Raw genomic sequence first — 24,571 nt, forward strand, 5'->3', positions numbered from 1 at the left:
ATTTATTTACTTTATGATGCTTTATTAAATACTTCATCTGTCGCAGGTAACGCTTTCCAAACCGCTTTAACCAATGTCGCTAACGGAATAGCAAAGAAGACGCCCCAGAAACCCCACAAACCACCAAATACAAGCACCGATACAATGATCGCCACTGGGTGCAGATTAACGGCCTCTGAGAATAGGACTGGCACTAATACATTGCCATCTAATGCCTGAATGATCCCATAAGCAAGTACTAACCAATAGAAATCAGGGGTTAATCCCCATTGGAATAACGCCACAATCGCAATCGGCACAGTAACTGCAGCAGCACCTATATATGGGATAAGTACTGAGAATCCGACCATTACGGCTAATAGCAGTGAATAGCGCAAATCCATGATGAAGAAAGTAATGTAGCTCACCCCGCCAACAATGATAATTTCAACCACTTTCCCGCGAATATAATTACTGATCTGCTCATTCATCTCAACCCATACTTTGGTCGCTAAACGACGATTTTGAGGAAGGATGTTACTCATGGTTGCCACCATCTCTTCTTTATCTTTTAATAAGAAGAAAACCAGCAACGGAACAAGGATCAAATACACCCCTAACGCAGCAATACTAACTAATGATGCCAATGAGCCTTTAACCATGGTTTCACCCATACCAAGTACTTTGCCACGTAATGTATCTAATAAAGTATCAATCGATTGAGGCTGAATGAACTCAGGGTAACGTTCAGGAAGGCTTGATAAGAAATTATGCAACCCATTAAACATTGATGGCATATCATTAATTAAATTACCTATTTGATTCCAAATATTTGGCACCAATCCAAAAACAGCCATTAACATCACACTGATAAACAGAATAATCACTAACATTACAGAGAGGGTTCTTGGTATGCCAAGTTTAGTGAGCTTAACCACTGGCCATTCAAGTAAATACGCTAAAACGATGGCAACTAAAAGAGGGGCGATAAGATGGCCAAAGAAATAAATCGTAATAAAACCAACGATAAGAATGGCAACAAGGCTAACGGCGTGTGGATCTGAAAAGCGGCGTTTATACCACTTTGTAACCATATCTAACATATTAAGTTCTACTTCCTAGTAACAGTTAAAAACGAACATGAGTCTGTTTGTTCTAAATGAATATCAAATGAGTGTTGTTCAAAGTACCTCATGATATCGGCTAACGATGTTTTGTCGACGACTTTGAGTTGTAATTGTTCATCTTTACTCAAAGAGTGACTTTCTCGTTTTGCTAATAGTAATGACATTGGGCAACGATGTTGTGATAAATCTACGCTTCTGGTTTTCATTCTACGACTCTATAGATATGATAGATTCCAATTAAAAGAGTATAAATCACATAATTAAAACAAAAAAGAAACCAATTCCAAATGTGATACTCTTATATAGCTCAATTACGCTATTATTTTCTCTACGACTTATCCAGATTAGTATTGTTAAAAGGATTTGCAAAAACAACATGTTCAAACTAAAAAAAATGGCCAGCGCTTTATTGATCACATCAATACTGACAAGCACGCTTCCTGTTTATGCAAATAACGACCTTAATCTCCCTGATATTGGTACGACGGCAGCATCAACGCTGACCATAGACCAAGAGCTTATCTATGGCGATGCGTATATGCGTATGCTTCGCGCAAGCCAACCTGTTATTAATGACCCTGTTTTAGCAGAGTATGTCCAAGATCTTGGTCATCGATTAGTTGCAAATGCCAGTGATGTCAAAACACCTTTTCATTTTTTCCTAATTAATAACAGAAATATCAACGCCTTTGCTTTCTTTGGTGGTTATGTCGCGCTTCATTCTGGCTTATTTTTGCACGCGCAATCAGAAAGTGAACTTGCGTCGGTGGTTGCTCACGAAATCGCCCACATAACTCAACGTCACCTTGCTCGAAGTATGGAAGATCAGGCAAGACGTTCACCAGCAACCATGGCGGCTCTTATTGGGTCATTACTGCTCGCTATTGCCGCCCCAGAAGCAGGGATAGCCGCGATTCATGCCACTACCGCTGGTGCAATGCAAAGTTCGATTAACTACACCCGTAGTAATGAAAAAGAAGCAGATCGGTTTGGTATCGATACCTTGGCAAAGTCTGGTTTTGATGTCTCAGCAATGCCGCGTTTTTTCTCTCGCTTAGCGGATCAATATCGCTATGCAAGCACACCACCACCAATGCTGCTGACTCACCCATTGCCAACCTCTCGTATCACAGACAGCCGTGAAAGAGCGCAACAATACCCAATGCGTAGAGTGAGCACTTCATTACACTATCAACTTGCCCGTTCACGTATTGTGGCTCGTTACGCAGGAATTGATAGTAGTGCTGCTTTAGATTGGTTTTCACGTAAATCGAAAACGCATAATAGCGAGATTAAAAATGCCTTAAATTACGGTAAAGCATTAGTCTATATTGATTCAAAGCAATACGAGAAAGCACAGCCCTTACTTAGTGATTTATTAAAAAATGACCCTCTCAATGTTTTTTATATTGATGCAGCAACCGATTTAGATCTCTATACAAAAAAGAATGAGCAAGCCATTACGCGGTTAGAGAACGGCTTAGTTCAGCTACCAAATAACCCGGTATTAATCATTAACTACGCTCACGCCTTATCTGAAAGCAATAAGCCCGCAGAAGCGGTTCGTGTATTACAGCGTTATACACATGATAATCCAGACGATCCAACAGGATGGCAATTGTTGGCTAAGGCTTATCATGATAATGGCAGTGCTAATGGTGAATTAGCAGCAAGAGCAGAAGTCTACGCCCTTAAAGGTATGTGGAACAAAGCATTAAATAATTACACTCAAGCCAGTCAACTGGTTGAGTATGGAAGTTTAGATCAAGCAAGATACGACGCAAGAATCGATCAGCTTCGTCTATCAAGAGAGCGTTTCAGCGCTTTATAATCAAAAGGAAAAAGTATGTCTGTTATTATTTATCATAACCCTCGTTGCTCAAAAAGCCGTGAAACATTAGCGCTATTAGAAGCTCAAGGCGTGACCCCAAGCGTTGTGAAGTACCTAGAAGAAACACCAAGTGTTGATGCCTTAAAAACGCTATTCTCTCAATTAGAGTTCGATTCTGTTCGTAACATGATGAGAGTAAAAGAAGCTGAATATAAAGAACAAAATCTAGGAGATAGCTCAGTGACAGACGAGCAGCTCTTTGAAGCGATGGTACAAACACCAAAATTGATTGAGCGCCCTATTGTGGTTAACAACAACCAAGCAAAAATAGGTCGTCCACCAGAGCAAGTTTTAGAGATTTTATAGCATTAAGCAGGAAGCTAAACATGGATCCAGTTGAAATGAGCGCAGAAACAAAGCGCTATCGTTTTCTTGCACTATTTTGCAACTTAGCACTACTTGTCTTTGTCGCTCTTTGGCATAGTACTCTCTCTCCTCATCCGTTGATCAATCCATATGGCATTATGGTGGCATGGATTATTCCAATGCTTTTTCCACTAAAGGGGATCATTCAAGGTAAACCTTACACGCATGCATGGGCAAACTTTATTTTAATGTTCTACTTCTTGCATGGCTTAACCATACTTTGGCTTGATGAAGGGGAGCGTTATTTCGCGCTAGTTGAAGTCATCCTTACCTCAGGGGCGTTTATTGGTAACATTTATTATGCTCGCTTACGAGGCAAAGAATTAGGGTTAAAACTAAAACGCTTGTCTGAAGTAGAGAAAATAGAAAAAGCCAAATATACCGAAAAATAGTAAACTTACAGATACAAAAAAGGTGATTACATTCATTATGTAGTCACCTTTTTTATTTATATTTATCAAGGGTAGAAATGTCTTAACTTGCGCTCAATTGATACTCATGAACGACTGGCTGAACTTCTTCAGCTTCAGTTTGCATCTCTTCGCTCACGACAGGCATACCGTCGTCTACTGGGAGTTCTGCTTCTTGTGTCACTTCTTCTGTAATAACATCAGTTTTAATATCATCATCTACAGCAACAGCAATTGGCTCTTCTGGAATGAGTGAAATACGAGAGTTCTTACTTAAAAGTTCATCATTAAACTGTTGATAATCACCTAGCAAGCTTAATGTGTAAGTGACTTTATCACCTTGGATTGTATTTACCTGCACACTAGCTACTGAGTTCATTTGCTGTAATTGCTTCTCAATAGTGAAAAAAGAACGTGTTGTATGAACGCCTTTAATCGATACTGTTTCTGACTCACTAGCCACTGCAGCTAAGTTCTTAGTGTACGTTTTAGCAAAGTAATCACTCACTTCATTAACCATATCAGCTAACTGAACAGAGCCCGATGCTCGACCTTCAAGCGACTTTTTCGATGTCGTCACTAAATATTGAGGCGTAGAGTCAAATAGAGTCCATGTAGAGCTATTGCCACGTACTTTTACGACTAAAATAGCTTGTGGATTATAGCGCTCACTCGCATCAGCAATTGGTTTTTTAAAGTTACCCCATAAATCAGGGATCTCGATTGAGGTCACATCATCAAAATCCCCTACTGGGAACATGACAGGTAAGCCTCTTTCATTCGCAGCATCTTTAATTCGAGTGATTAAACTGTTGTTTGATTGCTCCCAAATAATACTTCTTTGGTAATTGTATTCATTCACAATCCAAACCAATACCGATTTACGTGGCGTCTCCCAAATACCGACTTCAGCTTGAGTTAACAAACTCAATACCATTTTCGAGTTGTACCCTAGTTTCATCGCACGTGGGGCATCATCATAATCAACAAAGCTCATTTGCGTTACGTAGCGATCACTCTGCGTTAATGCTTTTTTTATCACTTCATTATCAGCAATCGTTGGTTGCCCTGATACTTTAACTAATACATTAACTAGGCCTTCTTTTTTCGCTAAGCTTTCTGCTTTTTCAGAGCCAGTTAATTGTACTTCGGTATGATAAAGATCACTTTGCTGCTGTGCAAAAACAGGTCCTGCAATCAGACAAACAACTAAACATAAAATACGTAACATCAAACAACCTATAAATACTTTTATAATTACCGCTGATAATAAGGGCTATCCCATTATTCAGCAAGGATTCGAATTGACTCAGATCTAACTTTCAAGCTATTAGAGTGATACTTTCGTAAAAAGTTTTATTTTTTCACGAGCTAAATCAAGATATTTATTAATAAAATAGTGATAGAATCCCTCAAATTCATTACTGGAAATGGAAATGCTATACAATTTGTTCCAAGGCTTTCAAATGTTGTTCGTTGCATTTGGTGCACTCGTTCTTGTTCCCCTCCTGACAGGCTTAGATCCTAATGTTGCTCTATTTGGTGCCGGTGTTGGTACCCTTCTCTTTCAATTAGTTACTCGTCGCTCTGTCCCTATCTTTCTTGCTTCTTCTTTCGCTTTTATCGCTCCAATTATTTATGGCACCCAAACATGGGGCATTCCCGCTACGATGGGCGGACTAATGGTTGCCGGTTTAGTGTACGTTGCATTAGGCGCGGTCATTAAAGTTCGAGGGGTGGCGTTTATTCATAAATTATTACCTCCAGTGGTCGTTGGTCCTGTGATCATGGTGATTGGTCTAGGTTTAGCCCCAACCGCCGTTAACATGGCACTAGGTAAGACAGGTGATGGTGGATTCCAGCTTGTTGATGGGCAAATTGCATTTTGGATTGCTGCAGCGTCGTTATTTACCACGATTGGCGTCAGTGTTTTCTCTAAAGGATTCTTTAAATTACTGCCAATCCTTTCAGGTATCATTGTTGGCTATTCATTAAGCTTACTTTGCGGTATCGTCGATTTCACCCCAGTACATCAAGCCGCTTGGTTTGCTCTACCTAACTTTACTTACCCTGAATTTAATATCAATGCGATCTTATTTATGATCCCTGTGGCTATTGCGCCAGCAGTTGAGCACGTGGGTGATATGTTAGCGATTTCAAATGTAACTGGTAAAGACTATCTTAAAAAGCCTGGTTTACACCGCACGATCACAGGTGATGGTATTGCGACAATGGCAGCCTCTCTTATCGGCGCGCCACCAAATACGACTTACAGTGAAGTGACCGGTGCAGTAATGCTAACCAAAGCTTTTAACCCAGTTATCATGACATGGGCTGCTGTATGTGCCATTGTTCTTGCTCTGGTTGGTAAACTTGGTGCGATACTACAAACAATCCCAGTTCCTGTTATGGGTGGCATTATGATCTTGTTGTTTGGTTCTATCGCAACGGTTGGCCTAAATACACTGATTAAAAACCAAGTTGATTTACATAAAGCACGTAACCTAACGATTGTAGGTGTGACTTTAGTCTTTGGTATTGGTGGTATGGCGGTAGGTATTGGTGACTTTAACCTACAAGGCGTAAGTCTTTGCGGTATCGTTGCTATTGCACTTAATTTAATTCTTCCTGATGACCTAGGTGAAAGCCATGTTGTCGACAATGCACAGATGGAAGAAGATAAATAGCTCTAGGTTCTAGGTTCTAGGTTCTAGGTTCTAGGTAAGAAAAAAGGCTTGATGAGTATAATTCATCAAGCCTTTTTAAATTCTTAATTTTTAACTTTCTAAACTAGAAAATTATAAATTATTTAGTACCGAAGATCTTATCACCAGCATCGCCAAGACCCGGAACAATATAGCCCTTGTCATTTAGCTTCTCATCGATAGCCGCAGTATAAAGCTCAACATCAGGATGTGCTTTTTCTAGCGCTTCAATACCTTCTGGTGCAGCAACAAGTACAAGTACTTTAAAGTGCTTACAACCGTTCTCTTTTAGAAGATCTAGTGTTGCGATCATAGAACCACCCGTCGCAAGCATTGGATCAACAACAAGAGCAATACGCTCATCGATGTTAGACGCTAACTTGTTAAAGTATGGTACAGGCTCTAGTGTTTCTTCATCACGATAAACACCAACAACACTAATACGTGCACTTGGGATATGCTCAAGAACACCATCCATCATGCCAAGACCTGCACGAAGAATTGGCACTACTGTTACTTTTTTACCTTTAATTTGGTCAACTTCAACAGGGCCGTTCCAGCCATTGATAGTTACTTTTTCTGTTTCAAAATCTGATGTTGCTTCATAAGTCAGTAGGCTACCTACTTCAGTTGCTAATTCACGAAAACGCTTAGTACTGATCTCACCTTCACGCATTAAACCGATTTTATGTTTTATTAGCGGATGTTTTACTTCAACAACTTTCATTTCTGACTCCAGATATATTAATCAAACCTTTCAATTATACATGCTTTTTTCATTAAAAATAATTTCTAATAACAAAAAATGTGGTCATCTGACTAAAATAACTTACTTGCTTATTTTTAATTACAAAATTTCTTCAAATTTCCTTACGCAAACGTTTCCCTTTTTACATTGTGCTGTTAGAATGGCGCGGATTTTTGAAATCCAACCTATGGCGAGGACACCTCCGTGAGCGACAACAAAACTTCTCTTAGCTACAAAGATGCTGGTGTAGACATTGATGCTGGTAATGCACTTGTTGATCGAATTAAAGGCGTAGTAAAACGTACTCGTCGCCCTGAAGTAATGGGTGGCATTGGTGGTTTTGGTGCGTTATGTGAGCTTCCAACTAAATATAAACAACCTGTTTTAGTTTCTGGTACTGACGGCGTTGGTACTAAGTTACGTTTAGCGCTTGACCTAAATAAGCACGATACTATCGGTATCGACTTAGTGGCAATGTGTGTTAATGACCTAATTGTACAAGGTGGCGAACCTCTGTTCTTCCTTGACTATTATGCAACGGGCAAACTTGATATCGATGTGGCTGCTGAAGTAGTAACAGGTATCGGTGAAGGTTGTATTCAAGCAGGTTGTGCATTAATCGGTGGTGAAACTGCTGAGATGCCTGGCATGTACGAAGGCGAAGACTACGACGTTGCTGGCTTCTGTGTTGGTGTTGTTGAAAAAGAAGATATCATCGATGGCACAAAAGTCGCTGCTGGTGATGCACTAATTGCAGTTGGTTCAAGTGGCCCACACTCAAATGGTTATTCATTAATCCGTAAAATCCTTGAAGTTTCAAACGCGGATCTTAGCGAAGAACTAAACGGAAAAACCGTTGCTGACCATCTTATTGAACCAACAAAGATCTACATTAAATCAGGACTTAAAATGATTGCAGAGCATGATATTCATGCTATCTCTCATATTACAGGTGGTGGTTTCTGGGAAAATATCCCACGTGTACTTCCTGAAGGCACAAAAGCAGTTGTTGATGGTAAGAGCTGGGAATGGCCTGCTATCTTTAACTGGTTACAAGAAAAAGGTAACGTAGATACCTACGAAATGTACCGTACCTTTAACTGTGGTGTAGGCCTTGTTATTGCACTTCCAAAAGAACAAGCTGAACAAGCTGTTGCTCTACTAAATGCCGAAGGCGAAAACGCTTGGGTAATTGGTGAAGTCGCGGCGGCTGAACAAGGTGAAGAGCAAGTAGAGATCCGTTAATCGATTTCCACAAACTTTGAACTAGTTCATAAAGCATAAATAGAAAGGTGATCAATTATTCGATCACCTTTTTTATATCTGCCATTTGTGCTCGAATGGTTATCATTACTTAATATTAAACAAAATAAGATCATTATAATGAAGAACATTGTTGTATTAGTCTCTGGAAGTGGCAGTAATCTACAAGCGTTTATTGATGCCTGTGGTAATAATATTCCAAATGCCCGTATTGCTGCGGTCATTTCAAATAAAAGTGACGCTTATGGATTACAGCGAGCACTAAATGCAGGAATTAATGCTCACTGTCTAAGTGCTGTTGGTTATGAAAGTCGTGAACAGTATGATGAAGCCTTAGCGACACTCATTGATATCCATCAGCCAGATGTGATTATTCTCGCTGGATTCATGCGTATTTTAAGTGAAGACTTTGTTTTACGTTATCAAGGTAAGATGCTGAATATTCACCCTTCTCTTTTACCAAAATATACCGGATTGCATACGCACCAACGTGCTATTGATGCTGGAGATAAAGAGCACGGCACAAGCGTTCACTTTGTCACTCCTGAATTAGATGGTGGTCCGGTGATCCTTCAAGCAAAAGTACCTATTTTTGATAATGATAGCGCAGAAGAAGTCGCATCACGCGTGCAAGCTCAAGAGCACGTTATCTACCCTATGGTTGCCAATTGGTTAGTTGAAGAGCGATTAATCATGCAGGATGGTAAAGCCGTACTTGATGGTAATAGCTTAGGCCAATCAGGGTTAGAAACTGAATAATAAAAATGCCCATCAAGATGATATTGATGGGCATTTTTTTTATGCATAGTGCTTACGCATTAATTGGGCATTCTGATAGCGGTGGAGCCATATCAGGCACCGTATCATGATTACCTGCGGTTAATTCACCAAAATGAAACAGCGCATATTCGCCGACTTTCATTTTATGCCACTCTTCATTATCGGTTAATGGTCGAGTTACCACGACTGAAACCACATCATTCGGTGTCGTTTCTTTATGGAAATCTATCGTCACATCTTCATCAATCAATGAAGCTTGACCAAATGGCGCACGCCTTGTGATCCAATGTAAATTATTCGAACAGTAAGTCATCAGATACTCACCGTCACTCAAAAGCATATTAAACACCCCTAAGCTTCGCAGGTGATCACTACACTCAGTGACAAATTTAAACATCAGCATCATATCTTGAGGTGGCTCAGGATATTTATCTTCTAGTTGATTCAGCAACCAACAAAAAGCACGTTCACTGTCTGTTTCTCCAACAGGTCGAAAACGCCCTGTCGATAATTCATTAAAACCCGTTAATTGGCCGTTGTGAGCAAACGTCCAATACCTTCCCCATAACTCTCGTGTAAATGGATGGGTGTTCTCGAGATTAACATCACCACGGTTTGCTTGGCGGATATGGCTTATCACCGCTTTACTTTTTATTGGGTAATCTTGAACTAACTCAGCTATTTTTGAGTGACAACTTGGCTTTGGGTCTTTAAATGTGCGAAATCCTTTCCCTTCATAAAAAGTTATTCCCCAGCCATCACGATGAGGGCCAGTATTGCCACCACGTTGAACTAAGCCTTTAAAACTAAAACAAATATCGGTTGGTACATTTGCACTCATTCCGAGCAATTCACACATACTTGCGCAACTCCTTTATTCGCAATCAAACGGTTCACAACAACTAAAAATCATTACGAACCGTTTCAGATGAATTATTTTTCCATTTCTTTTTCAATTAATTGAATAACAATATGGATAATTTTAATGTGGATCTCTTGAATACGGTCAGCATATCCGAAATGAGGTACACGGATCTCAACATCAGCAAGACCCGCCATTTTACCACCATCTTTACCCGTTAGAGCGATGGTTTTCATGCCTTTCTCTTTTGCCGCTTCAATGGCTTTTAAAATGTTACCTGAGTTACCTGAAGTCGATAAACCAAACAACACATCCCCTTTAGAGCCGACAGCTTGAGTGTAACGAGAAAAAACATGGTCATAACCAAAGTCGTTACTCACACAAGATAAATGGCTAGGATCAGAAATCGCAATACCTGGGTAACCTGGACGGTTTTCACGGTAACGACCTGTTAGCTCTTCAGCAAAATGCATCGCATCACAGTGTGACCCACCGTTGCCACAAGACAATACTTTACCGCCTTGTTTAAATGAATCTGCAATAGTTTTGGCAGCTAACTCAATTTGAGCAAGGTTTTTATCGTCAGCTAAAAAGTCATTCAGTACTTGAGCGGCTTCTGTTAATTCAGAACGGATCAGATCTTGATAAGACATAGGATACTCTCTTTTATTATTTTCCCTAACTGGGGTTAATCTCAGTGTACCTATCCCGCTAAATCTTTAAAAGAGATTCACCTTATATTTCTTCTTTCTAGCGCATAAATTCTGCGATTCATCCCGGATTAAATTAGATATCGCGCACTCAAAAACAAATATTGTTTATTAATTACTCAAGCTAGATCACTTTTTAAGCATTAAGCTTATTTACTTTTTATTAACATTAGATCTACACTTAACATAACTGGTTAGACCTCTTATCAGGTTAAATTCAAAAATAACATTACGACCGAGTATCGTAACCACCTCTGTTCCTACAAACAGAGCAGCGCCGGAAAAGGAGAATCACATGGCCCTGACATTTTTAGCGACATTCATTGCACTTGCTGCATTAAGTTATCATAGACAATCCCTGCGAACCGCAACACTGGTCACCGCAGGTATTCTAGCGGTTAGTTCAGGGCTAGGTTATGCAGGCCTAATTACTTGGGGTATCTTCTTAGTCATTGCTGTGCCATTGAATATCCCTTCAATTCGACAATCTATTTTCAGTAATAAAGCACTCGCTATGTTTAAAGGCGTGATGCCTGAAATGTCGCAAACTGAAAAAGACGCGATTGAAGCTGGCACAGTATGGTGGGAAGCGGAGTTATTTAAAGGAAATCCAGATTGGAAATTTCTGCATAACATTCCAAAAAATACGTTATCAGCGGAAGAAGAGGCCTTTATGGATGGTCCAGTCGCTGAAGTATGTCGCATGGTAAATGATTACGAAGTGACGCATGAACTTGCCGATTTACCACCAGAAGTATGGCAATATTTAAAAGACCATAAATTCTTCGCCATGATCATTAAGAAAAAATACGGCGGTTTAGAGTTTTCAGCGTATGCACAATCTTCTGTTCTACAAAAACTAACTAGTGTATCAGGTGTTCTTTCTATTACCGTTGGGGTTCCTAACTCATTGGGCCCAGGTGAATTACTGCAACATTACGGTACTGAAGAACAAAAAAACCACTACTTACCTCGTCTAGCTGAAGGTAAAGAGATCCCATGTTTTGCGTTAACAAGCCCAGAAGCCGGTTCAGATGCAGGATCAATTCCTGACTTTGGTATCGTAACTAAAGGGATGTGGCAAGGCGAAGAAGTGATTGGTATGCGCCTTACATGGAATAAGCGTTACATTACCTTAGCTCCTGTTGCTACCGTTTTAGGCTTAGCGTTTAAATTACAAGATCCTGATGGCTTACTAGGTGATAAGAAAAACCTAGGTATTACTTGTGCTCTTATCCCTACAGATTTAGAAGGCGTTAAAATTGGCCGTCGTCATTTCCCATTAAATGTGCCATTCCAAAATGGTCCAACACAAGGTGACGATCTTTTTGTACCATTAGATTACATCATTGGTGGGCAAGAAATGGCAGGACACGGCTGGCGTATGTTGGTTGAATGTCTGTCTGTTGGTCGTGGTATCACTCTACCATCAAATGCAACTGGTGGTGCTAAAATGGCCGCGCTTGCAACAGGTGCTTATGCCCGAATTCGTCGTCAGTTCAAGCTTCCAATTGGTAAAATGGAAGGGATTGAAGAGCCATTAGCACGTATGGCAGGTAATGCTTACATGATGGATGCAGCAAGTGCACTGACGGTTGCTGGTATCGTTCAAGGTGAAAAACCATCAGTTATCTCTGCTATCGTGAAATACCACTGTACTCACCGAGCACAACGCATTGCTATTGATGGCATGGATATCGCTGGTGGTAAAGGGATCTGTTTAGGTAGCTCAAACTTCTTAGCACGTAGTTACCAAGGATCACCGATTGCGATTACCGTGGAAGGGGCAAACATACTGACTCGTTCAATGATCATTTATGGTCAAGGGGCTATCCGTTGTCATCCTTATGTTCTTGAAGAGATGGATGCGGCTTATTTAGAAGATAAACAAGAGTCTCTTGAGAAATTTGATGCCGCCGTTTTTGGTCACATTGGTTTTGGTATCAGTAACTTTGTACGCTCACTATGGTTTGGTTTAACCGATGGCCGTGGTTCTAAAACGCCATTCAGTGATGAAACAAAACGTTATTACCAACAAGTAAACCGCTACAGTACCAACCTTGCATTGTTATCTGATATTTCAATGGCAGTTCTAGGTGGTAGCCTAAAACGCCGCGAACGTATGTCAGCTCGTCTTGGTGATATTTTAAGTCAACTTTACTTAACTACATCGGTTCTAAAACGTTTTGATGATGAAGGTCGTCAGAAAGAAGATTTAGCATTAGTTCATTGGAGTGTTCAAGATTCACTACATCAAGCAGAGCAAGCAATTGATGGGTTACTAGCAAACTTCCCAAATCGATTTGTTGCAGGTGCTATGCGCTTTATCCTATTACCAACAGGTCTTCGTCGCCAACGCCCAAGTGATAAACTTGACCATAAACTGGCTCGTATCCTTCAAGAGCCATCAGGTGCACGTAGCCGAATTGGTCGTGGATTATTCTTAGAAGCAAGTCGATTTAATCCAGTTGGAAAAATGGAAGAAGCGCTAATTGATATCTTAACTGCCGAGCCAATTTATGATCGAGTATGTAAAGAGTCAAAACAGCGCTTACCGTTCATGCAATTAGATCGTGTCGCTAAAGTAGGGTTAGAACTAAATATCATCTCTGATAAAGAAGCACTGCTACTTCGCAAAGCAGAGAAGAGCCGCTTAGCAACCATCAGTGTAGAGGACTTCGACCCAAGTGAGCTTATCGTAAAGCCGCAAACTAATAACTTTGAGCACAGTAAAATAGCTTAAAATCACCATAAGTAGATAGCAAAAGGCCAGAGCAAATGCTCTGGCCTTTTTTAATTTAGCGATTAGGGAAATTATCTATTTAAGTTTACCACTAACTTTAAGTAAATAATTTCTTCGATGGATAAGTAATCAACGCTGTTATTATCAACACCTAGTAAGCCACAACCAATCAACTGGCTTAGTGTTACTTTCTTATTCTTCATCAGTAGATCATTAAACGTCTCTTCTAACGCCAGTCTATACTTATCCAAAATAGTCCCCCTATCAATAATTGACAGGATTATATTTAATAAAAAGATAGAATACAAACTTTATAAAAAAGCAATCGTTATCTATGTAAAAAATGTAACAAAATAAATAATTAACAATAAAAACCGCACTTATGCGGCTTTTTATACCAATGTAATTAGAATGAGAGTCTTACATTAGACTTTAGGTGGAGGTGGCATTGATAGCTTTTCTGATTTAGGCGATGCTGCTTTTTGTGCTTTAAATGCCTTTATCTTTTTCCAGCCAAAAATCCCCGCAAAAGTAAGAAGGATAATAAGTAAATTACCAACAGCAATATAAATCCAAAACCATTTACGAGCCTCAGCTCGCTCGATTTCTAATTTTTTCTGCTCTTCAATTTTACGTTGCGCCGCTTCTTCTTTAATTCTTGCTTCATAAGCCGCTTTTAAATCAATCGGCTCAGTAACACCATAATTATGCTTTCCAAGGTAAAATTGAAGCGGACGATTTGTCGCTAAGTCCGTTGCATATACCCAGCCAGACCACGTATTTTTGCCTGGTAAATAGCTATTAGGTAAATCAAAATAAAGTTTACTCTCTTCTTTCTCAGCTTGAGATTGAGTCACTGTTACAGCTTTATTTGGATCAATTTGTTCAATATGAGCGGCAAGTGAGCCCGCTTTAATCAATCCCCCCTCAGTATCAATACTCATCGAATGACTGCGATTTTCATTACGAGCCTGAGTAAAACTTGCACGAATAGGCGCAGGATAAACTAATACATCTTGCTCTACTGTTCTAAGAAAAACACCGTTACGAGATTGAATTCGAACCCAATATTTACCCGGTTTGATGTTTATTGGAAGATTAACGGTAAAAATACCATCGGCAGCAACTTCATCAAGATCTTGACCATCATCTTCAAAAGTCCCTAGAACCTCGGCTAAAGGGCGCGCCTCTTTCACTAACTCTTTTTCATTTGCAAGATAAGGTGTAAACGTGACATTCAACTTAATCCGATTTAAAAAATCACGCAATACAAGTGGTTTACCGTCTTGTAGCAAGCGAGCGGTAAACTTTAAACTTTCAGATTGGTACAGTTTTTTCGGTAGCGTATCTACATTAAGAGTCAAATTAGATAATATTTTTATTTTATTATCTGGAGTGATCTTACCTATCGCTTGCCATGGACCGGGCATTGGGTTTTCAATAGAAATGATGTCCATACCACTTTCTTCATACCAAGCAACATGTTCAGGGTGCTCCCACGCATAATACTTAGTGCCATCCGGACGAACGAGCGTTACGGCTTGAGATGCTTTCTCTCTATAAACTAAAAAAGAGACTTGTTTTATGGTTGGATCAACTCGAAAACGGTTATCCAGCCACGACATTTCAGTACTCTTTGCCCAAGAAACCATTGGGATAAACAGCACTATCATCAATAACCGCCACATATTACACTCCTAACTACGCCACAAACAGGCATCACCAACTATATCCAAACGCTTTTCATGCGCTTCTATTTCATCGGCCGTTGCACGTAAAACCTTTAATCCTTTTCTTCCTGAATTCAATCTTTTAATGCTTTCTTCAGAAGAATCTGATTGGTTTTCTGCATTAAAACTCAAACTGGTTTGCCCACCGGTCATTAGCAGATAAACATCAGCCAAAATCTCGGCATCGAGTAAAGCGCCGTGAAGTGTTCGGTGTGAGTTGTCTATTCCGTATCGGTCACAAAGAATATCCAGATTATTACGCTTGCCTGGGAAGATTTTCTTCGCCATGGCCAAGGTATCGGTAATTTTACAATACTGATCAGTCGTACCTATCAGCTTGTTTAATTTACTGAACTCATAATCCATAAAGCCGACATCGAAGGGCGCGTTATGAGCGACCAACTCAGCCCCTTTGATGAACGCTAAAAACTCATCATGGACATCTTTATATTCAGGTTTGTCATACAAAAATTCATCGGTAATACCATGTACATCAATCGCTTCAAGATCAATTAATCGATCAGGCTTGATGTACACATGGAAGTGGTTACCAGTTAACTTTCGGTTGATGATCTCGACCGCACCAATTTCAACAATACGGTGACCTTCATAAACTGGGCCGCCAGCAAAGTTCATACCGGTGGTTTCTGTATCGAGAACAATAATTCGATTCGGGGAATTGTCGCTAGTATTCATAGGCTCATTTGTGTCAGACTATTTCTAAATTCTTCTAATGATAACAGAGATAATGAAGCAGGTTGAAATTTTCACAGATGGTTCTTGCTTAGGCAATCCAGGTCCTGGTGGTTACGGTATTGTGATGCGCTATAAAGGCACAGAAAAAACCTTTGCCGAAGGGTTTAATCAAACCACCAATAATCGCATGGAAATGTTAGCGGCCGTAATTGCTCTACGTAATTTAAAAGAACCATGCTCTGTAATATTAACGACAGACAGCCAATACGTTCGTCAAGGGATCACCCAATGGATCCATGGGTGGAAAAAACGCGGTTGGATAAAAGCAGATAAAAAACCAGTAGTTAATGCTGATCTTTGGAAACAACTAGACTCAGAAGCGGAACGTCACACGATTGACTGGCGCTGGGTTAAAGGCCATGCCGGCCATCGCGAAAATGAAATGTGTGATGACCTAGCAAGAACAGCAGCTGAAAACCCGACTCAAGATGATACAGGCTATCCAGGTTAATTTGATTTAATCTTACTTTGACGTGTTTGAGCGACTGAAATAGGAGCCAATTTCGGCTTCTTTTTCCAAGCAGATTTAATCGGTCTCAATGGGTAAGTACGTTTTCTTGCTACGATAAAATAGATACCGCTGATTGGCTTAACAGAATCTCCACCTAAGTTTTCAAACCACGTCCATATTGTGCGATAGCGAGTCAAAGGCGCTAAAGCAAAGCAGTCACTGTATACCACCTCAAAATTTAATACGCTAAGCCAATCTTTAATTCGGTGAGGGGTAAACATACGCCCACTCCACGGTAAATTATTTTTTCGCCAAGGGAATAAACTCGCAATACCTATGGCACTCATAGGATTAAAGCCCGTTAAAATAATATAGCCGTCATTAATTAAAACTCGATCGACTTCCCTTAATAACTGATGTGGATCCGAGGAATAATCAAGCTGATGAGCAAGCACACACGCATCAATACTTTTCTCTAAAAAAGGTAGTTGAGGGAGCTCAGAAGTAATATTCTTTAATGAATTTTTGTTATCTAGGTTTACTTGGTGTTTAATATTACAAAAGCGACTATCAAGCTCAGCACTTAGCCCACCAATTTTAAGCATGTGGTAACCAAACAGTTTAGGGCACCATTCATCAAGACGAGACTGAATTAGCTCACCGATCCACTCACCGTGAGGGATGTCTGACCATGAATGCGGCCTTTCAATTTTTTTATCAAGCAGTGCTGGCTTAATCAATATCGTTACCTATAACTATTTATGATACAAAATTTGGAGATAAGGTTAATGCTATCAATAAAAAGCATACCTGCATTTAATGATAATTACATTTGGCTAATTCACAACACTGATAATCATTGTGTTGTGGTTGACCCAGGAGATGCAGCCCCAGTATTAGCATGTATTAAAGCACACAATTTTATTTTAGATGCTATTTTGATTACTCACCACCACCACGATCATATTGGCGGTGTTCCTGAGCTCGTACGTCAGTTTCCTAATATTAATGTGGTTGGCCCAGAAAATGAACCAATTCCAACCTTAACTCACCCTGTTAGTGACGGTGACTTCGTTGAAATATTTGACGAAAAATTCATGGTACTTGGTGTTGAAGGTCACACCAATGGCCATATTGCTTATGTCGGCGATGAAAAACTTTTTTGTGGAGATACTCTGTTTTCTGCTGGCTGCGGTCGTTTATTTGAAGGCACCGCAGAACAGATGTTTCATTCCCTACAAAAATTAGCGGCACTACCCGATGAGACAGAAGTGTACTGTGCTCATGAATATACCGCTTCAAACTTAGCATTCGCTCTCACTGTTGAGCCTGATAATGACTATTTACAGCAATACCGAGAAAAAGTTCTTAAGCTTCGCGCTAATGGTAAATCAACAATTCCATCAACAATGCAACGTGAAAAACTAATCAACCCGTTTTTAAGGACTAATGAAGCCAGTGTGAAACAGGCTGTTGCAAGTAAAGTACTTAACAATACAGAAGTTGAGACCTTTGCCGCATTAAGAAGATGGAAAGATGAGTTTTAAGTAGGAAACTTGTCTGAAGTGTGGTTGCAACGTATTATCCGTGTCCAAATAAAAAATATGAATGCCAATATCATCACTTGATGTTGGCATAAGCACACTGAAGGCACTACACAATGAAATTTAAACTCCATTGGATTGGATTAGCATTACTCGCTGGCTGTCAAACAGCTCCCCCACCTGAAGAGACTCCATCTGACAATAATTCAGGGAATTCATCAGCAGTAGTTGCCCCTTCAAAAACGGATACCACTCCTGCTAAAGTAGCCCCAGTTGAAAAACCAGCACCAACCCCTCAAGAACAGGAAGATGTTTGGCAACGAATCGCTATGCAATTGGATATGCCAATTCCTGATCATGAATCGGTTGATTACTACCGTAACTGGTACATCAAGCATCCAAGTCATTTACGTACAGTGGCAAAGCGTGCAAAACCTTTTCTATACATGATTACGGTTGAAATCGAAAAGCGCGGTTTACCAATGGAACTCGTTCTACTTCCAATTGTAGAAAGTGCGTTTGACCCATTTGCTTACTCTCATGGCAGTGCTGCTGGTTTATGGCAATTTGTTCCGGGTACTGCCGATCGTTTTAAATTAGAACGCAACTGGTGGTATGACGGTCGACGTGACGTTCCTGCAGCAACAAACGCGGCATTAGATTATATGGAATATTTTGACCGCCGTTTTGATGGTAACTGGCAGCATTCGATTGCTTCGTACAACAGTGGCGCAGGTCGAGTATCTCGCTCAATCACAAAGAATAAAAAGCTTGGTAAACCAACTGACTTTTTCTCATTAGATTTACCAAAAGAAACCAGCGGTTATGTACCGAAGTTACTGGCTTTGGCTGATGTAATTAAAAACCATGAAAAATATGGTGTTGAACTACCGCCAATTGCAAATAAACCAGTATTAGAAATGGTTAACCCAGAACAACAACTCGACCTTGCTATCGCGGCTGAGTTTGCAGGAATCACCATTACAGAGCTACAAGGCTATAACCCAGCTTATAATCAATGGGCAACCTCTCCTGATGGGCCGTATCATTTACTTTTACCAATTGAGCACGTCGCGCAATTTAAGGAAAATTTAAAGAAAAATGGCGATAAAACCATGAAAGTTGTACGTTACAAAGTACAACCAGATGACACCATTAGCCAGTTAGCAGTAAAACATAACACAACATCAAACATCATCGAACAAACCAATGATTTAAATGGTTCGAGTATTCGTGTCGGGCAATATCTATTAATCCCTACCGCTTCTCAAGGCAACAAAACGTATGCATTAAGTGCACCGCAACGCTTAAAGAAAACCCAAGAAAAAGCGAAGGGTAAATATAAGCTGAGCCATAAAGTAAAAGATGGCGAAAGTTTGTGGAGCATCGCGCGTGATAACTCTATTTCATACCGTGATTTAGCTAAATGGAATGGCATGGCACCAAAAGATTCTTTACGCGTTGGTCAAAACTTGGTGATTTGGAAAAACAGCTCAGATGGCGCAATCATCCGAACTGTACATTATCAAATCAGACAAGGTGACAACCTAAGCTCTATCGCACAGAAATTCAGTGTCTCTGTGACAGATATTATGAAATGGAATAACATCGAACGTGGCTCTTATATTAAGCCAGGACAAAAATTAAAACTTTACGTTGATGTTACTAAGGTAAACGTATGACACCTTCTTCAAATCCATTAATTTTATTGGTCGATATTTTCCGCTCTCCAGCCGATTGCTTTGCTGCATTATATGAACGTGGAAAATGGGCTTGGCTACCTTATGTTTTATTGATCTTCGCACCATTCATGTTTTGGGGAACCTATTTTGACCTCGTCAATTTTGAATGGGTTACCACTAACTTAACCGCACAAATCGAAAGCATTGGCGGACAAGTTCAAGGCGAATGGCTAACTAAAGAAATTTTATTAGCCGGTGAAGTGATTAATGATGTGATGGGCCGAACGGCAACTATTTTATTATTAGCACTATGGTTTAAGCTTGCAACCAAACAGAGCCAATATCAGCACGGTTACTTCAAATGGGTTGCAGCCAGCACTATCGTGATGTTCCCTGCGTTAATTGGCGATATTGCAAGTTATGCTAGCCTGCTACTTAATCATGCTAACATCATGCCTTATGCTGCCGATTTAAACAGCTTAAATGGGTTAATGAAGCTACCAATGACTGATCATTGGTCAGCTTATGCGAGCTCTTTCCCACTGCTTATGCCTTGGTATATCGCTTTAAGTTATGCCGCATTAGGTGCATGGACAGACTTAGAACGTTCAAAAGCGCTTATCATAGCAATCCTTCCTTGGGTTACTTGCTTTACTCTTTGGGGCTTTGTTACTGCTTTTTCAGGCTAAAACTTACCAGTAGTGGATTATGATCAGAAGCGTTACTCTTTATTGAGTGCGCTTCTTTTATTTCTAAGCCACGATAAAAAATATGATCCAAAGGCAACCCAGTAATAAAGCGCATTCTTTCATCTGGTGTAAATACCACTTCTTGTAAGTCCAGCGACTGCACTTGTTTTGTTAACTCAGTTAAGCGAGCATCACTCCAAGAATTAAAATCTCCAGCGACAATTAAAGGACCTTTATGTCCTTTCACTTCTTTAGAAAGTCCTTCAATTTGATTTTTATAATCTTCGGTTCCTAACGTAAAGTTAATCGCGTGAATATTGATTACCATCAGTTCTTCACCATTTGATAGCCGATATTCAGACAGCAACGCCGATTTAGGTAAACGAAGCCAAGGCTCTATGGCGGTATGCGCACACACTTTGGTCGCTGGCGCTTTTGCTAACGTTAATACCCCTGCGCTCGTATCAAAAATATCAAACGCACGTACTAGCTCTGCTGAATACGATTTATCAATGACAAATTGCTTTAGTTCCGGCATTAAGCTGGCTTCTTGCAATAGCACCAAGTCTGATTGAACTGATAATTTATTTAGTGCTATTTTCCAATTATCTTCTTGCTGTTTATAAATATTCCACACCAATACATTCAATTGACCATCACGATCAATTGGGGCAGAAACATCAAACTGAGCGCAGCCTGATTTATATTGAAGAGGTGTTTGTGATGAGGTATTAGAAAGCTCTATAAACTCAGGCTCTACTGGCACTGTGAAAATAATAGACTTTGCTGCTAATGTTAAACCAACAACAACTGCGGCACATGATAATAAGAGTGTTTTCTTTTTCATAAACAAAAAAGGAGTGAATAATCACTCCTTCCTTAAATAGTAATAATGCTAACTAGACTAGCAGATACTTTTGACCATTGAAATTACGATTAAATGGCATCTTCGTCTTCTTCACCCGTACGGATACGGATAACTCGACTAACATCTGTGATAAAAATTTTACCATCACCAATTTTACCCGTTTGTGCCGTTTCAATAATCGCATCCACACATTGATCAACGACATCATCAGTAACGACGATTTCTAATTTCACTTTAGGTAAAAAATCAACCATGTACTCTGCACCGCGGTATAGTTCAGTATGGCCTTTTTGACGACCAAACCCTTTCACTTCAGATACCGTCATACCTGTGATACCAACATCAGCAAGGCTTTCTCGTACATCATCAAGTTTAAATGGCTTAATAATGGCTTCGATCTTTTTCATATTAGTCCCTTAACATTCATATTTAATATCAGCCTATTATCGTTGAGCCAAAGCGAACATACAACCTAGGAATAGCATTACTTAATTGATGTTTACTTCATTGTCGAGTAATACGCCGCTAAATTCGCCATATCAGCATCATTCAACATTGCAGCCATCGGTTGCATTACTGCTGAATTACCACCACTACGTTGTTTGTTTTTATACGCTTTTAATGATGATTCAATATATTGAGCATTTTGCCCTTTTAGATTTGGGTAACCTGGGATAACAGCAATACCATCAACACCATGGCATGATGCACAAATAGCCGACTTTGCTTGGCCTGCTGCGGCGTCTCCCGCTGCAGCTGCAAATGTCGGTGCTGAGGCCAGTAATGCGATAACTGCTAATCCAATTGTTTTTTTCATTATATTGCTCCATTTATATTTTCAGTTATTTTGACAAGTTGGTCTAAAATGTCTATTTCGAGCCTGATTTCTTCCAGATCAGCTCACACTCTTTCCCTGAAAAGGTACGACAGACAAACAATCCAGCAATAGCGGCAAGCTCTTCATTATAAAAAATCATCGGTAGTCTGCTTCTTTGCCAACTCGGGATACCATACTCTTGATATAGCTTTTTCATTTTACGACGGCGTTCCCGTACCTCAGGGTGAGCTGTCAGCCCTAAAACATTGAAGCGTACTTCTATTTTTTCATCTTGATTTGGTGCTCTTAACAATAAACTTTGCTCATCATTTTTATTGTTTGAACCTATCTCTTCTACTCCCGTAGAAAAAATTAATCTACCAAGATCATCGGGCAAATCTAAGACATCACTCAGCTCTTTCTTCCAAGCCGAAAGATCTTGGTATTGAGGTAAACAATATAAATTATCTTGAAAACGCCTTAGCTGAATAGCGCCTAGCTCTAATTGTGGATTAGCGTCTTCTTTGGCTTTTGCTACTTCATTCCACAATATTTGTAATTGTACTTGGCTTGGTAAAGGGATAGCAAACTGCTTTAACCAAAGTCTTAATAACATATTACGAGCTAATTCCGATTCACTATTTAGCTGTGAAATAGAAATGCCTTGATACGCATTTTGAAACGCGATTAATTTAGGTTGAAGTAACTCACTTAGCAGACTTTCTTGTTCCGCACATAATTGAGCACTGCGTGACACAGCAGATGCAAAACTTGGCCAACGTTGTACCAAGTTAGGAACAATCTCATGACGCAAAAAATTACGATCAAATCGAGTATCCTTATTACTTTCATCTTCAACCCATTCAAGTTCATTATCTTGTGCGTATTGCTCAATTTCAGATCGAGAAATCGTGAGTAATGGTCGGCACTTATAGCCATTAGATAAAGGAATTACCGCAGGCATAGAAGATAAGCCTGCTGGTCCACTGCCTCTTTTTAATGCCAGAAATAAGGTTTCAACTTGATCATCTTGGTGCTGGCCAGTGAGTAATAAACTATTGGCTTGCATGTGCTTTTCTAAGGCTTGATAACGGGCTCTTCTTGCAACCTCTTCTAAACTGTCTTGCGCACTAACAACCAGCTGCACTCGTTCAATATAGAGCGGAATAGACAATAAATCACAATGTGCTTGGCATACAGCTTCCCAATCAAAGGCATGCTGACTCAATCCATGATTTACATGAACAGCAATGCATTCCAATTGTTTCTCTTTAGCATAAATTGAGGCAAGACGAAGCAAGACCATAGAATCAATACCACCACTTAAAGCGATTACTAGATGTGGTTTGGCTACAGGGTAAAAATCCAATTGGGATGAGAATTGAGAGTTAAGCATAACAGTATGTCCAGATAATAAAAAAGCGAGCACTTAGGCTCGCTTTCACTTTACTCTATCTGACAGAAATTATCAGCAGTAACCGTAGCTCATTAGGCGTTGGTAACGGCGATCAAGCAATGCTTCTTCGTCAAAACCTTCAAGTTCATTTAATTGTTCAATCAAACGAGCCTTAATGTTTTCAGCTGTTGCTTTATGATCACGATGCGCACCACCTAGTGGCTCATCAATGATCGTATCAATCAACTCAAGCTCTTTTAGACGAGGAGCAACAAGGCCCATCGCTTCAGCAGCTTGTGGAGCTTTATCTGAATCACGCCATAAGATTGAAGCACAACCTTCTGGAGAAATTACTGAGTAAGTAGAATATTGAAGCATGTTAACGTAGTCACCAACACCAATAGCCAATGCACCACCAGAACCACCTTCACCAACCACATTACAGATCACAGGAACACTTAGTTCTGACATGATTTTTAGGTTCATAGCGATCGCTTCAGATTGTCCACGCTCTTCTGCACCAACACCTGGGTAAGCACCAGCTGTATCGATAAAAGTAATAATAGGCATTTTAAAACGCTCTGCCATTTGCATTAAACGTTTTGCTTTACGGTAACCTTCAGGTTTTGGCATGCCAAAATTACGCAGTACTTTTTCTTTTGTACCACGGCCTTTTTGGTGACCAATGATCATCACAGGACGGCCATCTAAACGCGCCATACCACCGACTAATGCTTTATCATCAGCAAAAGCACGATCACCCGCTAGTTCATCAAACTCTGTAAACATATGTTCGATATAGTCTAGTACATATGGACGCTCTGGGTGACGAGCAAGCTGTGCAACTTCCCATGCGCCTAAGTCACTAAATGTTTTCTTTTTAAGCTCTAAACATTTATCTTCTAATTGCTTAATTTCTTTTTCTAGATCAAGCGTATTATCTCCACCACGACGAGAAATATCACGCAGTGCTTCAATTTTAGCTTCTAGTTCTGCAATTGGTTTTTCAAATTCAAGAAAATTTAGGCTCATCAAAGAATCCTTGTTAGTTCAA

The 24,571-nt window shown here is 39.9% G+C and carries 26 protein-coding genes; 11 read left to right on the forward strand and 15 right to left on the reverse strand.

Features of this window, described 5'->3' with window-relative positions; genetic code table 11:
* Positions 1-11 precede the first annotated feature (11 nt).
* Both AC2INI_RS10345 and AC2INI_RS10350 read right to left on the reverse strand, forming a co-directional pair.
* Positions 12-1,082, reverse strand: coding sequence for an AI-2E family transporter (locus AC2INI_RS10345; RefSeq protein WP_122034282.1), 1,071 nt, complete (start codon positions 1,080-1,082; stop codon positions 12-14).
* An 8-nt stretch (positions 1,083-1,090) separates the two neighbouring features.
* Positions 1,091-1,312 (reverse strand): sulfurtransferase TusA family protein, encoded by a 222-nt coding sequence (locus AC2INI_RS10350; protein ID WP_486304771.1) that lies wholly within the window; start codon positions 1,310-1,312, stop codon positions 1,091-1,093.
* A gap of 170 nt (positions 1,313-1,482) precedes the next feature.
* Here AC2INI_RS10350 and bepA point away from each other — a divergent pair, with 170 nt between their 5' ends.
* The 3 genes from bepA to AC2INI_RS10365 are packed head-to-tail and all read left to right on the forward strand — an operon-like array spanning position 1,483 to position 3,755.
* Complete coding sequence (gene bepA / locus AC2INI_RS10355; protein WP_486304772.1) at positions 1,483-2,937, forward strand: beta-barrel assembly-enhancing protease; 1,455 nt, start codon at positions 1,483-1,485, stop codon at positions 2,935-2,937.
* Positions 2,938-2,952: 15 nt separating this feature from the next.
* The gene (gene arsC, locus AC2INI_RS10360; RefSeq protein ID WP_486304773.1) at positions 2,953-3,303 is read left to right on the forward strand and encodes an arsenate reductase (glutaredoxin); all 351 of its coding nucleotides are present in this window, start codon (positions 2,953-2,955) and stop codon (positions 3,301-3,303) included.
* Between the two features lie 20 nt (positions 3,304-3,323).
* The gene (locus tag AC2INI_RS10365; RefSeq protein ID WP_486304774.1) at positions 3,324-3,755 is read left to right on the forward strand and encodes a DUF2069 domain-containing protein; all 432 of its coding nucleotides are present in this window, start codon (positions 3,324-3,326) and stop codon (positions 3,753-3,755) included.
* Positions 3,756-3,837: 82 nt separating this feature from the next.
* Here AC2INI_RS10365 and AC2INI_RS10370 read toward each other — a convergent pair whose 3' ends face one another.
* The gene (locus tag AC2INI_RS10370) at positions 3,838-5,004 is read right to left on the reverse strand and encodes a DUF2066 domain-containing protein (protein WP_486304775.1); all 1,167 of its coding nucleotides are present in this window, start codon (positions 5,002-5,004) and stop codon (positions 3,838-3,840) included.
* A 205-nt stretch (positions 5,005-5,209) separates the two neighbouring features.
* Here AC2INI_RS10370 and AC2INI_RS10375 point away from each other — a divergent pair, with 205 nt between their 5' ends.
* On the forward strand, positions 5,210-6,460 hold the full coding sequence (locus AC2INI_RS10375) for a uracil-xanthine permease family protein (RefSeq protein ID WP_122034295.1): 1,251 nt from the start codon (positions 5,210-5,212) through the stop codon (positions 6,458-6,460).
* Between the two features lie 118 nt (positions 6,461-6,578).
* On the opposite strand, the gene upp is transcribed toward AC2INI_RS10375, so the two are convergent.
* On the reverse strand, positions 6,579-7,205 hold the full coding sequence (upp, locus tag AC2INI_RS10380; RefSeq protein WP_045102702.1) for a uracil phosphoribosyltransferase: 627 nt from the start codon (positions 7,203-7,205) through the stop codon (positions 6,579-6,581).
* A gap of 225 nt (positions 7,206-7,430) precedes the next feature.
* Between upp and purM the strand changes: the two genes are divergently transcribed.
* Complete coding sequence (purM, locus tag AC2INI_RS10385) at positions 7,431-8,471, forward strand: phosphoribosylformylglycinamidine cyclo-ligase (protein ID WP_486304776.1); 1,041 nt, start codon at positions 7,431-7,433, stop codon at positions 8,469-8,471.
* A 138-nt stretch (positions 8,472-8,609) separates the two neighbouring features.
* Positions 8,610-9,248: a phosphoribosylglycinamide formyltransferase gene (gene purN / locus AC2INI_RS10390; protein WP_174213445.1), complete on the forward strand. Its 639-nt coding sequence runs from the start codon at positions 8,610-8,612 to the stop codon at positions 9,246-9,248.
* A gap of 52 nt (positions 9,249-9,300) precedes the next feature.
* Here purN and AC2INI_RS10395 read toward each other — a convergent pair whose 3' ends face one another.
* Together AC2INI_RS10395 and lpcA are read right to left on the reverse strand one after the other, a co-directional pair.
* On the reverse strand, positions 9,301-10,128 hold the full coding sequence (locus AC2INI_RS10395) for a class II glutamine amidotransferase (RefSeq protein WP_486304777.1): 828 nt from the start codon (positions 10,126-10,128) through the stop codon (positions 9,301-9,303).
* A 74-nt stretch (positions 10,129-10,202) separates the two neighbouring features.
* Positions 10,203-10,784, reverse strand: a complete 582-nt coding sequence (gene lpcA, locus AC2INI_RS10400) for a D-sedoheptulose 7-phosphate isomerase (RefSeq protein ID WP_045102705.1) — start codon at positions 10,782-10,784, stop codon at positions 10,203-10,205.
* A gap of 352 nt (positions 10,785-11,136) precedes the next feature.
* Here lpcA and fadE point away from each other — a divergent pair, with 352 nt between their 5' ends.
* Positions 11,137-13,584 (forward strand): acyl-CoA dehydrogenase FadE, encoded by a 2,448-nt coding sequence (fadE, locus tag AC2INI_RS10405; RefSeq protein ID WP_486304778.1) that lies wholly within the window; start codon positions 11,137-11,139, stop codon positions 13,582-13,584.
* Positions 13,585-13,655: 71 nt separating this feature from the next.
* Here fadE and AC2INI_RS10410 read toward each other — a convergent pair whose 3' ends face one another.
* From AC2INI_RS10410 to dnaQ, 3 genes are all read right to left on the reverse strand, one after another.
* Positions 13,656-13,835 (reverse strand): hypothetical protein, encoded by a 180-nt coding sequence (locus AC2INI_RS10410; protein WP_122034302.1) that lies wholly within the window; start codon positions 13,833-13,835, stop codon positions 13,656-13,658.
* 174 nt (positions 13,836-14,009) lie between these two features.
* Positions 14,010-15,272, reverse strand: coding sequence for a TIGR03503 family protein (locus tag AC2INI_RS10415; RefSeq protein ID WP_486304779.1), 1,263 nt, complete (start codon positions 15,270-15,272; stop codon positions 14,010-14,012).
* A gap of 9 nt (positions 15,273-15,281) precedes the next feature.
* The gene (gene dnaQ / locus AC2INI_RS10420) at positions 15,282-16,010 is read right to left on the reverse strand and encodes a DNA polymerase III subunit epsilon (RefSeq protein WP_122034306.1); all 729 of its coding nucleotides are present in this window, start codon (positions 16,008-16,010) and stop codon (positions 15,282-15,284) included.
* A 37-nt stretch (positions 16,011-16,047) separates the two neighbouring features.
* On the opposite strand from dnaQ, the gene rnhA reads away from it, so the two are divergent.
* Positions 16,048-16,521 (forward strand): ribonuclease HI, encoded by a 474-nt coding sequence (gene rnhA / locus AC2INI_RS10425; RefSeq protein WP_486304780.1) that lies wholly within the window; start codon positions 16,048-16,050, stop codon positions 16,519-16,521.
* Here rnhA and AC2INI_RS10430 read toward each other — a convergent pair.
* Complete coding sequence (locus AC2INI_RS10430) at positions 16,518-17,258, reverse strand: methyltransferase domain-containing protein (protein ID WP_486305720.1); 741 nt, start codon at positions 17,256-17,258, stop codon at positions 16,518-16,520. The two genes, rnhA and AC2INI_RS10430, sit on opposite strands and share 4 nt — an antisense overlap.
* 51 nt (positions 17,259-17,309) lie before the next feature.
* Here AC2INI_RS10430 and gloB point away from each other — a divergent pair, with 51 nt between their 5' ends.
* The 3 genes from gloB (at position 17,310) to AC2INI_RS10445 (ending at position 20,436) form a co-directional block, all read left to right on the forward strand.
* On the forward strand, positions 17,310-18,068 hold the full coding sequence (gloB, locus tag AC2INI_RS10435) for a hydroxyacylglutathione hydrolase (protein WP_486304781.1): 759 nt from the start codon (positions 17,310-17,312) through the stop codon (positions 18,066-18,068).
* A gap of 113 nt (positions 18,069-18,181) precedes the next feature.
* Positions 18,182-19,747 carry a LysM peptidoglycan-binding domain-containing protein gene (locus AC2INI_RS10440; protein ID WP_486304782.1) on the forward strand — a complete coding sequence of 522 codons (1,566 nt, stop codon included), beginning with the start codon at positions 18,182-18,184 and terminating at the stop codon, positions 19,745-19,747.
* Positions 19,744-20,436: a YIP1 family protein gene (locus tag AC2INI_RS10445; RefSeq protein ID WP_486304783.1), complete on the forward strand. Its 693-nt coding sequence runs from the start codon at positions 19,744-19,746 to the stop codon at positions 20,434-20,436. The genes AC2INI_RS10440 and AC2INI_RS10445 overlap by 4 nt, the downstream gene beginning before the upstream one ends.
* Here AC2INI_RS10445 and AC2INI_RS10450 read toward each other — a convergent pair.
* The 5 genes from AC2INI_RS10450 to accA form a co-directional block, all read right to left on the reverse strand.
* Positions 20,417-21,283, reverse strand: coding sequence for an endonuclease/exonuclease/phosphatase family protein (locus AC2INI_RS10450; protein WP_486304784.1), 867 nt, complete (start codon positions 21,281-21,283; stop codon positions 20,417-20,419). The two genes, AC2INI_RS10445 and AC2INI_RS10450, sit on opposite strands and share 20 nt — an antisense overlap.
* An 89-nt stretch (positions 21,284-21,372) precedes the next feature.
* A complete protein-coding gene (glnB, locus tag AC2INI_RS10455) occupies positions 21,373-21,711 on the reverse strand; it encodes a nitrogen regulatory protein P-II (RefSeq protein ID WP_060991646.1) in 339 nt (112 codons plus the stop codon).
* 92 nt (positions 21,712-21,803) lie between these two features.
* Positions 21,804-22,121, reverse strand: a complete 318-nt coding sequence (locus AC2INI_RS10460) for a c-type cytochrome (RefSeq protein ID WP_486304785.1) — start codon at positions 22,119-22,121, stop codon at positions 21,804-21,806.
* A 52-nt stretch (positions 22,122-22,173) separates the two neighbouring features.
* Positions 22,174-23,517 (reverse strand): tRNA lysidine(34) synthetase TilS, encoded by a 1,344-nt coding sequence (gene tilS, locus AC2INI_RS10465; protein ID WP_486304786.1) that lies wholly within the window; start codon positions 23,515-23,517, stop codon positions 22,174-22,176.
* Positions 23,518-23,589: 72 nt separating this feature from the next.
* Entirely contained in the window at positions 23,590-24,549 is a 960-nt protein-coding gene (accA, locus tag AC2INI_RS10470) for an acetyl-CoA carboxylase carboxyl transferase subunit alpha (protein WP_486304787.1), read from the reverse strand.
* Positions 24,550-24,571 lie beyond the last annotated feature (22 nt).

The organism is Aliivibrio friggae, assembly GCF_057368515.1.